Source organism: Fructilactobacillus frigidiflavus (assembly GCF_044054575.1).
GTDB lineage: Bacteria > Bacillota > Bacilli > Lactobacillales > Lactobacillaceae > Fructilactobacillus > Fructilactobacillus frigidiflavus.
The window spans coordinates 1,033,576-1,048,195 of record NZ_CP168716.1; the positions used below are offsets into that span (position 1 = coordinate 1,033,576).

General features: G+C 38.2%; 13 protein-coding genes and 1 tRNA gene. 12 read left to right on the forward strand and 2 right to left on the reverse strand.

The window, feature by feature from the left end:
* Positions 1-2: 2 nt before the first annotated feature.
* The 12 genes from ACEPSS_RS05175 to whiA all read left to right on the forward strand — a co-directional run bounded on the left by ACEPSS_RS05175 (position 3) and on the right by whiA (position 13,590).
* Positions 3-347 carry a phage holin family protein gene (locus ACEPSS_RS05175; protein ID WP_395318005.1) on the forward strand — a complete coding sequence of 115 codons (345 nt, stop codon included), beginning with the start codon at positions 3-5 and terminating at the stop codon, positions 345-347.
* A 38-nt stretch (positions 348-385) separates the two neighbouring features.
* Positions 386-1,336 (forward strand): HPr(Ser) kinase/phosphatase, encoded by a 951-nt coding sequence (hprK, locus tag ACEPSS_RS05180; RefSeq protein WP_395318006.1) that lies wholly within the window; start codon positions 386-388, stop codon positions 1,334-1,336.
* Positions 1,337-1,344: 8 nt separating this feature from the next.
* On the forward strand, positions 1,345-2,151 hold the full coding sequence (gene lgt / locus ACEPSS_RS05185) for a prolipoprotein diacylglyceryl transferase (protein WP_395320500.1): 807 nt from the start codon (positions 1,345-1,347) through the stop codon (positions 2,149-2,151).
* Positions 2,152-2,162: 11 nt separating this feature from the next.
* Entirely contained in the window at positions 2,163-3,179 is a 1,017-nt protein-coding gene (locus ACEPSS_RS05190; protein ID WP_395318008.1) for an NAD(P)H-dependent glycerol-3-phosphate dehydrogenase, read from the forward strand.
* A 21-nt stretch (positions 3,180-3,200) separates the two neighbouring features.
* Positions 3,201-4,079, forward strand: coding sequence for a UTP--glucose-1-phosphate uridylyltransferase GalU (galU, locus tag ACEPSS_RS05195; protein WP_395318010.1), 879 nt, complete (start codon positions 3,201-3,203; stop codon positions 4,077-4,079).
* A gap of 114 nt (positions 4,080-4,193) precedes the next feature.
* Positions 4,194-4,700: a peroxiredoxin gene (locus ACEPSS_RS05200; protein WP_395318012.1), complete on the forward strand. Its 507-nt coding sequence runs from the start codon at positions 4,194-4,196 to the stop codon at positions 4,698-4,700.
* 14 nt (positions 4,701-4,714) lie between these two features.
* On the forward strand, positions 4,715-5,647 hold the full coding sequence (gene trxB / locus ACEPSS_RS05205; RefSeq protein ID WP_395318014.1) for a thioredoxin-disulfide reductase: 933 nt from the start codon (positions 4,715-4,717) through the stop codon (positions 5,645-5,647).
* A 131-nt stretch (positions 5,648-5,778) separates the two neighbouring features.
* Positions 5,779-7,785 carry an excinuclease ABC subunit UvrB gene (gene uvrB / locus ACEPSS_RS05210; protein WP_395318016.1) on the forward strand — a complete coding sequence of 669 codons (2,007 nt, stop codon included), beginning with the start codon at positions 5,779-5,781 and terminating at the stop codon, positions 7,783-7,785.
* A gap of 12 nt (positions 7,786-7,797) precedes the next feature.
* Positions 7,798-10,653, forward strand: a complete 2,856-nt coding sequence (gene uvrA, locus ACEPSS_RS05215; RefSeq protein ID WP_395318018.1) for an excinuclease ABC subunit UvrA — start codon at positions 7,798-7,800, stop codon at positions 10,651-10,653.
* A 103-nt stretch (positions 10,654-10,756) separates the two neighbouring features.
* Entirely contained in the window at positions 10,757-11,635 is an 879-nt protein-coding gene (gene rapZ, locus ACEPSS_RS05220; protein WP_395318020.1) for an RNase adapter RapZ, read from the forward strand.
* A 3-nt stretch (positions 11,636-11,638) separates the two neighbouring features.
* On the forward strand, positions 11,639-12,643 hold the full coding sequence (locus ACEPSS_RS05225; protein WP_395318022.1) for a gluconeogenesis factor YvcK family protein: 1,005 nt from the start codon (positions 11,639-11,641) through the stop codon (positions 12,641-12,643).
* A gap of 14 nt (positions 12,644-12,657) precedes the next feature.
* Complete coding sequence (gene whiA / locus ACEPSS_RS05230; protein WP_395318024.1) at positions 12,658-13,590, forward strand: DNA-binding protein WhiA; 933 nt, start codon at positions 12,658-12,660, stop codon at positions 13,588-13,590.
* Positions 13,591-13,648: 58 nt separating this feature from the next.
* Here the strand turns inward: whiA and clpP are convergent, their stop codons facing one another.
* Both clpP and ACEPSS_RS05240 read right to left on the reverse strand, forming a co-directional pair.
* Entirely contained in the window at positions 13,649-14,242 is a 594-nt protein-coding gene (gene clpP / locus ACEPSS_RS05235; RefSeq protein ID WP_395318025.1) for an ATP-dependent Clp endopeptidase proteolytic subunit ClpP, read from the reverse strand.
* 141 nt (positions 14,243-14,383) lie between these two features.
* Positions 14,384-14,455 (reverse strand) — tRNA-Arg (locus tag ACEPSS_RS05240).
* Between the last annotated feature and the right edge of the window lie 165 nt (positions 14,456-14,620).

Sequence of the window (14,620 nt, forward strand, 5' to 3'; positions counted from 1 at the left end):
TTATGAGATTTTTTAGCCGTACTTTACTCAATTTTATTTTATTTATCGCATTTTCAGGTTTATTTCCGGCTCAATTCTTCTTAGGAAATTGGACCGTTGCGTTAGGTGCATCAATTATTTTGACAATTTTGGAGATTTTCATCAAACCAATTTTAAGTTTATTATTTCTACCGATTAATTTATTAACATTTGGGTTATTTAATTTTGTGATCAATGCCGGAATTTTAGAAATGACAGCTTGGTTAATTGGAAGTGATTTTCACTTCTCTTCTTTTGGCGTCGTTTTCGTGGTCTCACTCTTGATGTCGCTTTGTAACTATGTAATTACCAGCTATTTTAGTGAGTAAAAGTGCTAAAATTGAACTAAATTAGAGGAGGAAATTTTATGACTAGAAGTGTGAGTGTCAAAGAATTAGTTGATAATACCCATCTTAGTGTTTTTTGGGGTAAAGAATATTTAGATCGTCCGATTACCACCAGTGATATTTCCCGTCCTGGACTGGAATTAACCGGTTATTTTGATTATTATCCTTCCGAACGAATTCAATTGTTAGGAATTACGGAAACGTCATTTGCTAAACATTTACCAGAAAAAGAATTAGCAGAAGATATGACTAAAATGTGTCAGCCTGATACGCCAGCCTTTGTAATTTCGACTGATATTGAACCACCCATTGAATTGGTGAATGCTTGTAAAAGGGCCCATATTCCGATTTTAGAATCAAAGCTCAATACTTCTCGAGTTTTGAGTAACATGACTGACTTTTTGGAAGCTAAGTTAGCTCCGCGGAAATCAATTCATGGAGTTTTGGTGGAAGTTTATGGTTTAGGAGTTTTAATTACTGGTGAATCTGGGATTGGTAAGAGTGAAACAGCACTTGAACTAGTGAAACGGGGCCACCGACTAATTGCAGATGATAGAGTTGAAGTTTATCAACAAGACGAACAAGCTTTAATTGGAACTGCTCCTAAAATTTTGAGCCATTTACTGGAAATTCGGGGAATCGGAATTATTGATGTCATGACCTTATTTGGAGCAGGAGCCGTTCGTTCTGAAACTAAGGTCGATTTAATTGTGCATCTAGATATTTGGGATAAAGATACCAAATATGATCGATTGGGGACTGATAAAGATTCCGTGCAAATCTTTGATGTGGATGTGAAAAAGTTAAACATTCCCGTTAAACCAGGTCGTAACCTAGCCATCATTATTGAAACTGCTGCGATGAACTTTAGAGCTAATTCAATGGGTTATAATGCCATGGACGTCTTTGATAATCAATTAAATACCTTAATTAAAGATCATAGCGAAGAAGCAAAGAAGGATGATAAATAGTGGGAAACATGTTAGTTTTAAATCCAGTTGCGCTGAACCTCGGACCATTTCACATTCGCTGGTATGGAATCTTGATTGCATCAGCAGTTTTAATTGCAGTTTATTTATCGATGAAAGAAGCGCGCCGCCAAAAATTAAACGAAGATGCTCTCTATGATTTAATTTTATGGGCGATTCCAATTTCGATTATTTCAGCCCGATGCTATTATGTAGTTTTTAAATGGTCATATTATGCCCAACATCCTGATGAAATCATTGCCATCTGGGACGGGGGGATTGCCATCTATGGAGCTTTGCTGGGTGGTGGAATCTTTATGTACTGGTTCTGTAAAAAGCATGGTTTAAACATTTGGCAAATTTTTGATATTGCAGCCCCCACGGTCATCATGGCACAAGGAATTGGGCGGTGGGGTAATTTTATGAACCAAGAAGCCTTTGGGGCAGTTACTTCACTTAGTTTTTTAAAACATTTGCATTTGCCAGATTTTATCATTCAACAGATGTTGATTGATGGTTTTTATCGGCAACCAACGTTTTTATATGAATCAGTTTGGGATTTATCGGGCTTTGCGCTCTTGATGATTATGCGTCATTCTGATAAATTATTTAAACGGGGAGAAATTTTTCTGACTTATGTAATGTGGTATTCGTTTGGTCGTTTCTTCACTGAAGGGATGCGAACTGATAGTTTAATGCTCGGACCCTTACGAATTTCACAAATTTTATCCATTTTATTGTTCTTTGGAGCAATGGGATTGATAATTTATCGTCGCCATAAAATTAATAATCTAGTTTGGTATGACTACCAAAATTAAAGGAGTAACAAATGACTGAAAAAATTGCTGTATTAGGTGCTGGCTCATGGGGAAGTATGCTAGCTTACATTCTTCATCAAAATGGAAATGATGTTCGTTTATATGCCCGTAATCCAGAACAAGTGCAAGAATTTAACACGAAGCATACTAATTCACGCTACTTAAAGGATTTCACTTTTCCTGAATCCATGAAAGCAACCGATTCTTTAGAAGAAGCCTTGGATGGCGTGGACGATGTTTTATTTATCGTCCCATCACAAGCAACACGTTCAGTTGCCAAAGTCGTTAACCAAATTTTAGCCAAAAAAGGCCTTAAACCTTACATTATTCATGGTAGTAAAGGACTAGAAAAGGGAACTTTTGCTCGGATTTCAACTGTTTTGGAAGAAGAAATTAGTCCCGAAAATCGGAAAACGGTTTCGGTTATTTCTGGTCCTAGTCAAGCTGAAGGGGTTGCCAAACATGACCCAACTTTAATCACGGTGGCTAGTGAAGATTTGAAATCTGCCGAACATTTTCAAACTTTGTTTATGAATGATTATTTCCGAGTTTATACCAACAATGATATAATTGGGGTTGAATTTGGGGGTGCATTGAAGAACATCATCGCCTTAGGAGCAGGTGCTCTTTATGGATTAGGCTATGGTGATAATGCGAAAGCTGCTTTAATGACTCGTGGTGTAGCGGAAATTTCTCGTTTAGGCGTGTCGTTTGGTGCTAACCCCATGACCTTTACCGGATTATCTGGAATGGGTGACGTGATTGTGACTGCTACTAGTCAAGATTCACGGAACTGGCGTGCTGGTTATCAATTAGGTAAAGGAAAACAACTTGATGAAATTGTGGCCGACATGGGCATGGTAATTGAAGGAATTGCGACGAGTGAAGCCGCTTATGATTTAGCCAAAGAACGTGGCGTAGAAATGCCCATTACCAATGCAATTCATTCGGTATTAAATAATGAAGAAACGGTTAAAGATGCCATTGCGAAATTAATGACACGTGAAGGCCGCTCTGAAATCGGATAATACATAGGAGTTTATAAAAATATGAAAAAAGTTACAAAAGCAATTATTCCCGCTGCTGGTTTAGGAACCCGGTTCTTGCCAGAAACGAAAGCCGTACCGAAAGAAATGCTACCAATCGTTGATACGCCTACGATTCAATACATCGTGGAAGAAGCTAAAGCGTCAGGCATCACTGATTTAGCAATCGTAATTGGTTCGGGAAAAGGGTCAATTGAAGATCATTTCTCATCAAATTATTTGTTAGAACAAAACTTAGAAGCAAAAGGTAAAGATGCCATGCTTGAAGCTGTACGAAAAACGAATGATATGAACATTTACTTCATTCGGCAAGCTTATCCGAAAGGACTTGGTGATGCAGTTTTAACTGCCAAAACATTTGTGGGTAACGATCCATTCGTCGTAATGCTCGGTGATGATTTGATGACTGACAAAGTTCCGTTAACGAAGCAATTAATTGATAGTTACGAAAAATCAGGTGCTTCAACCCTCGCTGTGATGCGGGTCCCTCATGAAGAAACCGTAAAATACGGGGTAATTGACCCGATTGAAGAAGTTAGCGACGGCATGTACGACGTTAAACAATTCGTGGAAAAACCTGCGCCAGAAGATGCCCCAAGTGATTTAGCCATCATTGGTCGGTACTTATTTACTCCTGAAATTATGGATGTTTTGGAAACAACTAAACCAGGTAAGGGTAACGAAGTTCAATTAACGGATGCCATTGATACTTTGAACAAAACGCAAAAAGTTTATGCTCATGAATTCAAAGGTGACCGTTTCGATACTGGTAACAAGCTCAGTTGGTTGGAAACTAACATCGAATTTGCCCTACGTCGTGACGATTTAAGTGATGACTTAAAGGCTTATATCATTGAATTAGCTGATAAATTAGAAAAATAAGTTTGATAAGAGAGATACTGCTCATCCAGTATCTCTTTTTAATCACATTACTAAACAAAAGTAAGTAGATGTGGTAATATAATGGCAGTAAAGAAAAATTGAGGAGAAAATATTATGAAATTAACAATTGGTGGCGAAGATTTTGGTTCTAAAATGGGTAATGATCAACTTCATTTTGATGACTTTTTACCCGAATTCACTTTAACGAATGCCGAAGGAAAAACGGTTACGACTAAAGACTTAGAGGGGCAATATACTTTATTGAGTGTGGTTCCAAGTTTGGAAACTGATGTTTGTAGTTTAGAAACAGCACATTTTAATCAAGTAGCTAGTGATTTTAAGGGAATTAAATTTGTTACCGTTTCTAATGATCCCGTTGCGAACCAAAAAAACTGGTGTGCAGCGCATGATGCTGATGGGATGGAAATTTTATCTGATGCCAATGGCTCATTTGGAAAAGCTATGCATCTTTATATTCCTTGCTTTGATCACTTGGCTCGGGTAGTCTACATTGTTGATCCTAGCGGTAAAATTGTTTACGAACAACTTGTACATGAAGTATCACATGAACCTAATTATGATTTAGTAATTAAAGAATTAGAAAAATTAACTATTAAATAAACGGAGGCCCTTAGATGACAAAAAAATATGATGTGATTGTAATTGGTGCTGGACCTGCTGGAATGACAGCCGCCCTTTATGCTTCACGGGCTGAACTATCAGTTTTAATGCTTGATCGTGGTGTTTACGGTGGGCAAATGAATAATACCGCTGAAATTGAAAATTATCCTGGTTTTAAGTCAGTCTTAGGACCAGATTTATCCGAAAAAATGTATGCAAGCAGTACGCAATTTGGAGTTGAATACGGTTATGGTGAAGTGACTGGAATTGAAATTGATGGTGACAAACGAATCGTGAAAACGGCTGATGCTGAATACGAAGCTCCCGCAGTTGTGATTGCTTCTGGTTCTGAATATCGTAAACTGGGTGCACCTGGTGAAAAAGAATTTGGTGGTCGCGGGGTTTCTTATTGTGCCGTTTGTGATGGTGCCTTCTTCAAAGGTGAAAATGTAATTGTCGTTGGTGGGGGAGATTCTGCTATTCAAGAAGCAACTTACCTTGCTAATATTGCTGCTAAAGTTACGGTAGTTCATCGTCGTGACCAATTACGGGCCCAACGAATTTTACAAGAACGTGCTTTTGACCGTGATAATATCGATTTCATTTGGAACAGTACCGTTGAAGAAATTGAAGGTAATGAGCGTAAAGTTACTGGAGTTAAAATTAAAAATAACGAAACTAACGAAGAAACAACCGTTCCTGCAGCCGGAGTATTTGTCTACGTGGGAATTTTACCAATGACAGCTGCTTTTAGAAACATTGGAATTACTGATGAAGCAGGTTGGATTGATACCAACGAACTAATGGAAACTAAGGTTCCTGGAATTTTTGCGGTTGGTGACGTGCGTAAGAAACACCTTCGTCAAATTACAACTGCTGTCGGCGATGGTGGAATTGCCGGCCAAGGCGTTTTTGATTACGTGGAAGGTTTAAAATCAAATAAATAAGGTAAATTAAGAAGTGGTCTTGCGACGACTTCTTTTTGTTTACTTTTTATTTGGCGAAAGTATGTTCGTATGCTAAGATAATACTATTATGGGGAAATATTCCCGCTTACGAATGGAAAAAGAGGTATAAAATGGTTACAAAATCACACAAAAAATTTGACTTAGTGTCAAATTATCAACCAACCGGTGATCAACCGAAGGCGATTGAAAAATTAGACCAAGGCTTAGCCGCCGGCGACAAAGAACAAACTTTACTAGGAGCCACGGGGACTGGTAAAACCTTTACGATGGCGAATGTCATTAAAGATCAGAATCGGCCCACCTTAGTATTGGCACATAATAAAACTTTAGCGGGACAACTATATACAGAATTAAAAAAGTTTTTTCCCAATAACGCGGTTGAATATTTTGTTAGTTATTATGACTATTATCAACCAGAAGCATATGTGCCTTCTAGTGATACTTACATTGAAAAAGATGCATCTATCAATGATGAAATTGATCAACTTCGGCATGCTGCGACAAGTGCGTTATTATCAAGAAATGATGTGATTGTAGTGGCTTCCGTTTCCTCAATCTTTGGTTTAGGTAGTCCGAAAGAATACCAAGATCATACGGTTACCTTGCACGTTGGTGAAGAAATGGAACGGGATGTCTTACTCCGAAAACTAGTTAACATTCAATTCCAACGGAACGATATTGATTTTGATCGTGGTCGTTTTCGGGTGCACGGGGATACGGTAGAAGTCTTTCCAGCTTCTGGAACCCAAAATGCTTATCGGATTGAATTCTTTGGGGATGAAATTGATAAAATTACCCAAGTTAATACATTAACGGGGGAAGTACTGGGAAATCCAGAGCAAGTCACACTTTTCCCCGCTACTCATTTCTTGACCAATGATGAAGTGATGGATGTTGCGTTACCAGAAATCAAAACTGATTTGGAAAAGCAAGTGGCCGCCATGGAAAAAGATGGAAAGTTACTTGAAGCCCAACGACTCAAACAGAGAACTAATTATGATATCGAAATGATGCGGGAAATGGGCTATACCACGGGAATCGAAAATTATTCTCGTTACATGGATCGCCGAAAACCAGGTGAACCACCATATACATTGCTGGATTTCTTCCCCAAAGATTTTTTGATGTTTGTGGATGAATCTCACCAAACTCTCCCCCAAGTTCACGGAATGATTAAAGGGGATAAGGCACGGAAAAAACAATTAATTGATTATGGATTTAGATTACCCAGTTCTTACGATAATCGTCCGTTGGATTTTAACGAATTTGAAAAACACATTCATCAAGTGATTTATATGTCAGCTACCCCGGGTACTTATGAATTAGAGCATAGTAGTCAAGTAGTAGAACAAATCATTCGACCAACCGGACTCTTAGATCCAACGGTTGAAGTTCGTCCAACTAAAGACCAGATGGATGACTTGGTCGGGGAAATTAACGACCGAATTAAGAAAAATCAGCGAACTTTTGTTACTACTCTAACGAAAAAGATGTCAGAAGATTTGACTGATTATTTGAAAGATCTAGGAATTAAGGTACGTTACCTTCACAGTGACATTAAAACCCTGGAACGGACTCGGATTATTCGTGATCTGCGTTTAGGTAAATTTGATGTATTAGTTGGGATTAACTTGCTTCGGGAAGGAATTGATGTGCCGGAAGTTTCGTTAGTTGCCATTTTGGATGCTGATAAGGAAGGTTTCTTACGGAATCCGCGTTCGCTTATTCAAACGATTGGTCGTGCTGCCCGAAATGAAAATGGACACGTTATTATGTATGCTGACCATGTGACTGATTCGATGCAAGCCGCAATGGATGAAACTTCTCGTCGTCGTAAAATTCAAATCGCCTATAATAAAGAACATCATATTACGCCTAAAACGATTATCAAACCCGTTTCAAAGGCAATCTCTGCTTACAAACAAGATGAAGACGATAAGTACAATAAAAAGAAACCATTTGCAGAAACAGACTTTGAACAAATGAGTTATAAAGAACAAGAAGCAATCATTAAAAACTTAAGTGATGAAATGCGAGAAGCAGCTAAACAATTGGACTTTGAACAAGCAGCATCACTTCGAGATACAATTAAAAAATTAAAGAAAGATATGGATTGAGGTGAAAAATAAATGGCAAATGACACAATTAAAATTAGGGGAGCACGAGAACACAATTTAAAAAACGTGAATGTCGATATTCCCAAAAATAAATTGGTGGTAATGACTGGTTTATCGGGCTCTGGAAAGAGTTCTTTAGCGTTTGATACACTTTATGCCGAAGGGCAACGACGGTATGTTGAAAGTCTTTCTTCATATGCACGCCAATTTTTAGGGCAAATGAATAAGCCGGATGTTGATTCAATTGTTGGCCTTAGTCCAGCAATTTCCATTGACCAAAAAACAACTTCTAAAAACCCCCGTTCAACAGTCGGAACTGTAACTGAAATTAATGATTATTTACGATTATTATGGGCACGAGTGGGAACTCCCATTTGTCCCAATGATGGAACAGTGATTGAAAGCCAATCGATTGATCAAATGATTGATCGCATTTTGGCGTTGCCGGAACGAACTAAGTTACAAATTCTTTCGCCAATTGTGCGTGATAAACGGGGAAAGCATCAAAAAATCTTCGAACAAATTAAACGGGAAGGGTTCGTGCGGGTCATCGTTGACGGTGAAATGCACGATATTTCCGATGAATTTGATTTAGATAAAAATAAACGGCATAACATTAGCATTGTCATTGATCGAATTGTGGTAAAAGACGGAATTAATTCTCGACTATCTGATTCATTAGAAACCGCTCTTCGGTTAAGTGATGGCTATGCTAATATTGACTTTTTAGGGAAACGGGAACCCATGCTCTTTTCGGAGCATTATGCCTGTGCAATCTGTGGTTTTACAATCGGTAAATTAGAACCACGGCTTTTTTCGTTTAATTCACCGCAAGGAGCTTGTCCCGCTTGTGACGGGTTAGGGGTAAAACTTGAAGTTGACAAAGACTTGGTAATTCCTAATCCCAATAAAACGTTGAATGAAGGGGCGATTGAACCCTGGAACCCCATTAGTTCTAAATATTATCCAGAACTCTTAGAGCAAGCAGCAACCGCCTTTAACATTGATATGGACACTCCGTTTAAAAAATTACCGAAGCAACAGCGTGATTTGATTTTATATGGTTCTAAAGGAAAAGAATTTCATTTTCACTATAAAAATGATTTCGGGGGCATTCGGGATGTTGATGTTCCTTTCGAAGGCGTGATTACTAACATTGCTCGTCGTTTTAAAGAAACTAATAGTGATTTTACTCGTGACCAAATGCGGAAATATATGCGTGAATTAACTTGCCAATTTTGTCATGGATATCGCCTAAATGAACAGGCTTTATCAGTAAAAATTATGGGAAAAAACATTGCCCAAGTTTGTCAAATGAATATTGCGGAAGAATTTGATTTCTTTAGTAAAGTCAAATTTGGTGATAAAGATACGGCAATCGCTAAACCAGTGATTAAAGAAATTAAAGATCGGTTAGATTTCTTATTAAACGTTGGGTTAGCCTATTTGACGCTTTCTCGTTCTGCTAGAACCTTATCAGGGGGAGAAGCGCAACGAATTCGATTAGCGACCCAAATCGGATCTAATTTATCAGGGATTTTATACGTGCTTGATGAACCTTCGATTGGACTACACCAACGGGATAATGATCGTCTGATTGAATCGCTTAAAAAAATGCGTGATTTAGGCAATACCTTGGTTGTGGTGGAACATGATCATGATACGATGATGGCTGCGGATTACTTAGTTGATGTTGGTCCTGGCGCTGGTCAAGCCGGTGGAAAAATTATGGCAACGGGAACTCCTGCTGAAGTGGCACAAGATCCTAACTCGTTGACAGGACAATATTTATCGGGGAAGAAATTTATTCCCGTACCCTTAAAACGGCGTAAAGGAAACAAAAAATTTGTCACAATTAAAGGGGCGCAAGCCAATAACTTGAAAGACATTACGGTTAAGTTTCCGTTAGGGGAATTTAACGTAGTCACTGGAGTATCGGGTTCAGGTAAGTCAACGTTAGTTAATGATATTTTGAAGCGCGCATTGGCCCAAAAATTAAATGATAATTCAGAAAAACCCGGTAAGTATAAATCAATTACGGGTTATAAAAACATTGAAAAATTAGTTAGTATCGATCAAAGCCCAATTGGACGAACTCCGCGTAGTAATCCAGCTACGTATACCGGAGTTTTTGATGATATACGGGACTTGTTTGCCAAAACCAACGAAGCCCAGTTACGTGGTTACCAAAAGGGTCGTTTCAGTTTTAACATCAAGGGGGGACGTTGTGAAACCTGTCGTGGTGATGGAATCTTAAAAATTGAAATGGATTTCTTACCGGATGTTTACGTGCCTTGTGAAGTTTGTCATGGGAAACGTTACAATTCTGAAACTTTGGAAGTCCAGTACAAAGGGAAAAACATTGCCGAAGTCTTAGATTTAACGGTTAATGAAGCCTTAGAATTCTTTAAAGCAATTCCTAAAATTACGCGTAAGTTGCAAACCATTTCTGATGTTGGGTTAGGCTACGTTAAATTAGGCCAATCAGCAACTACGCTTTCTGGTGGAGAAGCACAACGGATGAAGTTAGCTTCTGAATTGCACAAGCGTTCAACCGGAAAGAACTTCTACATTCTTGATGAACCTACCACTGGGTTACACACGGATGATATTAAACGTTTATTAGGCGTATTACAGAAGTTAGTTGATGCGGGAAACACAATTTTAATTATTGAACATAATATGGCAGTCATTGAACAAGCCGATCATGTCATTGATTTAGGCCCTGATGGTGGCGATAAAGGTGGTCAAGTGGTTGCAACTGGGACTCCGGAAGAAATTACGGAAGTTCCAGAAAGTGTAACGGGAAAATACTTGAAACCAATTTTAGAAAAAGATTATCAAAGAACTTTAGCAGCAACAAAATAGCATAAAGCTCACTAGGGTGGTTAACCCTTTTAGTGGGCTTTTACTTTTGTTTTAAGTGAAACGCCCGGTATGTTATACTTAACGAAAGTTTGGAGGGATTACAATGGCACAAGATGATGAATTAGTAATTATTACGGGAATGAGTGGTGCGGGAAAAACCCGGGCTATCCAAACCTTTGAAGATTTAGGCTACTTTTGTGTTGATAATTTACCACCAAATTTAATTTATAAGTTTTCCGAATTAATTAGAACTTCAAGTGAAATTAATAAAGTGGCTCTGGTGATTGATTTACGAGCTCCAGGATCAGATAATGAAGTGGTCGATACGTTAGTTGAAATTGCCCATAATCAAAATCAAAAAGAAAATGTTATCTTTTTAGACGCTTCTGATAATAAAATTGTCACGCGTTATGAAGAGACCCGCCGTGATCATCCGTTAGCGAGAAATGGACGCTTAATTGATGGAATCGAAAAAGAACGTCAGGTAATGGCACCGGTTAAAGCAGCAGCCAATCTCATCATTGATACGACGAAGCTTACACCCAAGCAATTACGGGAAAAATTAATTGATGAGTTTGAAAATCAAGGCGTAGCGCCTTTTCACGTTGAATTGATGTCCTTTGGCTTTAAATATGGCATCCCAATTGACGCTGATATGGTGTTTGATGTGCGGTTTTTAACCAATCCTTATTACGTAGAAAGTCTGCGTGATTTAACGGGCAAAGATCAGCCTGTTTATGATTATGTAATGAATCAAGAAGATGCGGATGAATACTTTGAGAAAATCTATGGTTTAATGAAATTTTTACTCCCCAAAATTCAAGGGACAGCTAAAGCTTGTGAAACCATTGCCATCGGCTGTACTGGGGGACAACATCGGTCAATTGCAATGACGGAAAGGTTAGGTAAGGCTCTCAAAAAACTAGGCTTTCGGGTTAACATCACGCATCGTGAAATTAGTCGTTATAAAGGGGTCCAATAATTAATGGTAAATAAATTAGCAAAACAAATTAGTCGGCCAAAGATGGTGGTGATTGGTGGGGGAACTGGCCTTCCAGTCATTTTGAAAAACCTAAAAAAACGAGATGTCGACATTACAGCAGTCGTTACGGTTGCAGATGATGGTGGTTCTTCAGGAATTTTACGTAATTATATTAATGTCTTACCACCGGGAGACATCCGAAACGTACTGGTTAGTCTTTCAAACTTACCGCAGATTGATTTAGATATTTTCCAATATCGTTTTAAGTCCACTGATAAATTCTTATCAGGACATGCGATTGGTAATTTAATCATTACCGCCTTGTCGGAAATGGAAGATGGTTTTTTTGCGGCAGTGCAAATGTTGACAAAAATGATGCAAGTTGATGGTCACGTTTATCCTGTTTGTGATGAAAGCTTGGTGCTCCACGCTGAATTTACTGATGGAACTACGATGACGGGGGAATCAGAAATTACGAAAGCCGATAAAATGATTAAACGGGTGTGGGTAGAATCTGCTAACGGTGCTGAAACGCCAGAAGCTGTTCCCGCTGTGATTGATGCGATTATGAACGCTGATCAAATTGTGCTTGGACCTGGGAGTCTTTACACTAGTATCTTGCCAAATTTAATGGTTAGCAACGTTGGTAAAGCGGTCATCGAAACCCAAGCAGAGGTTGTTTATATTTGTAACATTATGACCCAAAGCGGGGAAACGACGAACTTTACGGATGCCGATCACGTTCGCGTTTTAGACCGTCAGTTAGGTCATCGGTTTGTCGATACGGTTTTAGTCAATAATCAGCCGGTACCTAGTGAATACATTGATCGGCAACGTTGGCGTGATGAATCAGAACCCGTTGTTCCTGATTATCAAGGTTTGAAGGAACTAGGGTGTCGGGTAATATCATCTGATTTTTTGGAATTACGCGATCATGGGGCTTTTCATAATGGTGAATTAGTGACAAATGAATTAATTCGACTTTTAGGACAGCCAAAACTTAATTAATGGGAGTTGTTTGAATGTCGTATGCAAGTGAAGTAAAAAAGGAATTAACCAATTTAGAAGTGCACCGTGAGAATGCGAAAGCAGAATTAATGGCTTTAATTCGCATGAATGGAACTTTAAAAATTTCAAACGGGAAGTTAGCCCTCGAATTTCAATCAGAAAACTCAGCAATTTCGCGACGCGTTTATAGCTTGTTGCTGAAGTTTTATCAAGTAGAGGCAAATGTGATTGTACGTCGTAAAATGAAACTCAAAAAGAATAACCTCTACATTGTTCGGTTAAATCAAAACGTAAGAGAAGTTTTGGAAGATCTCGGTATTTTTGATGGAGAACAAATTTTAGAACGCGTGCCGTTAGAATTATTAAAAAATGATATGCAAGTGCGTTCTTATTTGCGGGGGGCGTTTTTAGCGGGGGGATCCGTTAATAATCCAGAAACCTCACGCTATCATTTAGAAATTTATTCACTTTACGATGATCATAATCAGATGATGGCAGAAATGATGAATAAATATAATTTAGGTGCCAAGGAAACAGCTCGCCGCAGCGGTTATATCGTGTACATTAAAGAAGCAGAAAAGATTGCAGATTTCTTACAATTAATTGGGGCCACCAATTCCATGTTGAAATTTGAAGATATTCGGATTGTCCGTGATATGCGGAATTCGGTTAATCGCTTAGTTAACTGTGAAAATGCCAATATGAATAAAGTGGCCAATGCCTCAACTAAGCAAATTGAAAACATTAAATTTATTGAAGCAAAATTAGGCTTGGACAGTTTGCCTAAAAAATTGCGGGATGTTGCCATTACACGGATGAATAATCAAGAAGTTAGTTTGAAAGAGCTAGGAGAGATTATTCCTGATGGGCCTATTTCTAAGTCTGGGGTTAATCATCGGTTGCATAAAATTAATGATATAGCTGATCAGTTACGAAAAAATGCCTAAAAAAAGCAGCTCAGTTCTGAAATTAATCAGAACGAAGCTGCTTTTAAATTTGGATAAATTATTTTTTATCTTTGCTGTTGGTCATGATGCCGTCGATCAAACCATAATCAACTGCTTCTTGCGCTGATAAGTAGTTATCACGTTCAGTATCGCGATCAATCTTTTCAAGTGGTTGACCTGAATGTTCTGCCAACAATTCATTAATCATTTTACGAGCCTTAAGAATTTCTTTAGCCGCAATTTCGATTTCAGTTTGTTGACCTTGAGCTCCACCAGAAGGTTGGTGAATCATAATTTGAGAATGTGGTAAGGCAAATCGCTTACCTTTGGTACCGGCAGTAGCAAGAACGGATGCCATTGAAGCAGCCATTCCCATGACGATGGTTTGAACGTCAGATTTAATGAAGTTCATCGTATCGTAAATTGCCATTCCGGAAGTAATGACACCACCCGGTGAATTAATGTATAAATAAATATCTTTGTCTGAGTCTTGGGCATCTAGAAATAATAATTGGGCAATGATTGCATTGGCCATGTTATCTTCGATTTCACCAGAAAGCATAATAATGCGATCTTTTAAAAGTCGTGAGTAGATGTCATATGCACGTTCACCTTGTGGTGAGTTTTCAACAACAGTCGGAACTAAAGGCATAATAACTTCCTCTTCTTTCTATAATAAAATTAATATTGAATAACTAAATTCATGGCTTTATCTTATAATATTGGTCAATCAAGGTCAATTATTTGGACCTATGATGGTATAAAAAAAGACCTTAAAAATTAAGGTCGAAAATGTACCCCGAGGGAGTCGAACTCTCATCTCAAGAACCGGAATCTTACGTGCTATCCATTACACTAGGGGTACAAAACTTGCATCTATTATTCTAAAGGAAAAGAATAAATAATTCAAGGGGTAAATTAAAATGTAATTACTTTGCTTTGAATTTTTGATTTGCTATACTAAGGCCGTAGGTTAGTTAAACTACATTATTAATTTACTTGCTACTTATTCTGAGAGTGCGTAATGAAA

What these genes read in the sequence shown, in the direction of transcription:
- uvrB (WP_395318016.1), top strand. Translation starts at nt 5,779, where the DNA reads ATGGTTACAAAATCACACAAAAAATTTGACTTAGTGTCAAATTATCAA.
- rapZ (WP_395318020.1), top strand. Translation starts at nt 10,757, where the DNA reads ATGGCACAAGATGATGAATTAGTAATTATTACGGGAATGAGTGGTGCG.
- whiA (WP_395318024.1), top strand. Translation starts at nt 12,658, where the DNA reads ATGTCGTATGCAAGTGAAGTAAAAAAGGAATTAACCAATTTAGAAGTG.
- ACEPSS_RS05200 (WP_395318012.1), top strand. Translation starts at nt 4,194, where the DNA reads ATGAAATTAACAATTGGTGGCGAAGATTTTGGTTCTAAAATGGGTAAT.
- trxB (WP_395318014.1), top strand. Translation starts at nt 4,715, where the DNA reads ATGACAAAAAAATATGATGTGATTGTAATTGGTGCTGGACCTGCTGGA.
- lgt (WP_395320500.1), top strand. Translation starts at nt 1,345, where the DNA reads ATGTTAGTTTTAAATCCAGTTGCGCTGAACCTCGGACCATTTCACATT.
- galU (WP_395318010.1), top strand. Translation starts at nt 3,201, where the DNA reads ATGAAAAAAGTTACAAAAGCAATTATTCCCGCTGCTGGTTTAGGAACC.
- hprK (WP_395318006.1), top strand. Translation starts at nt 386, where the DNA reads ATGACTAGAAGTGTGAGTGTCAAAGAATTAGTTGATAATACCCATCTT.
- clpP (WP_395318025.1), bottom strand. Translation starts at nt 14,242, where the DNA reads ATGCCTTTAGTTCCGACTGTTGTTGAAAACTCACCACAAGGTGAACGT.
- uvrA (WP_395318018.1), top strand. Translation starts at nt 7,798, where the DNA reads ATGGCAAATGACACAATTAAAATTAGGGGAGCACGAGAACACAATTTA.
- ACEPSS_RS05225 (WP_395318022.1), top strand. Translation starts at nt 11,639, where the DNA reads ATGGTAAATAAATTAGCAAAACAAATTAGTCGGCCAAAGATGGTGGTG.
- ACEPSS_RS05175 (WP_395318005.1), top strand. Translation starts at nt 3, where the DNA reads ATGAGATTTTTTAGCCGTACTTTACTCAATTTTATTTTATTTATCGCA.
- ACEPSS_RS05190 (WP_395318008.1), top strand. Translation starts at nt 2,163, where the DNA reads ATGACTGAAAAAATTGCTGTATTAGGTGCTGGCTCATGGGGAAGTATG.